Annotated in this window: 1 pseudogene; it reads right to left on the minus strand. The window is 69.7% G+C overall.

From position 1 onward, the window contains the following. Positions 1-614: pseudogene (locus tag E7Z54_RS08530) on the minus strand (thiamine pyrophosphate-binding protein); the annotation flags it as partial.

Here is a 614-nt window from a genome sequence, read left to right on the forward strand (position 1 = left end):
GGGACCGGCGCCTCGCCGTTGCGGCCGTACATCGCCTGCAGGAGGTCGGCCTGCTCGGTCTTGGTCGGGAGCCCGGTGGACGGGCCGCCACGCTGCACGTCGATGACCAGCAGCGGCAGCTCGGTCATCACGGCCAGGCCGATGGCCTCCGACTTCAGGGCGATGCCGGGACCGGAGGTGGTGGTGACGCCGAGCGCCCCGGCGAACGAGGCGCCGATCGCGGCGCCGATGCCGGCGATCTCGTCCTCGGCCTGCAGCGTGGTCACCCCGAAGGCCTTGTGCTTGCTGAGCTCGTGGAGGATGTCGGACGCCGGCGTGATCGGGTAGGAGCCGAGGAACACCGGCAGGCCCGACCGGACGCCCGCGGCGACCAGGCCGTAGGAGAGCGCCAGGTTGCCGGTGATGTTGCGGTACGTGCCCGCGTTCATCTTCGCGGGCTTGATCTCGTACTGGACCACGAACGTCTCCGTGGTCTCGCCGTAGTTCCAGCCGGCCTTGAAGGCGGCGAGGTTGGCGCCGAGGATGTCGGGGACCTTGGCGAACTTCTTCTCCAAGAACGCGACCGTCGGCTCCGTGGGTCGGCCGTACATCCACGACAACAGGCCCAGCGCGAA

Origin of the sequence: Nocardioides sp., assembly GCF_004803405.1 — a bacterium.
Lineage (GTDB): Bacteria > Actinomycetota > Actinomycetes > Propionibacteriales > Nocardioidaceae > Nocardioides > Nocardioides vastitatis.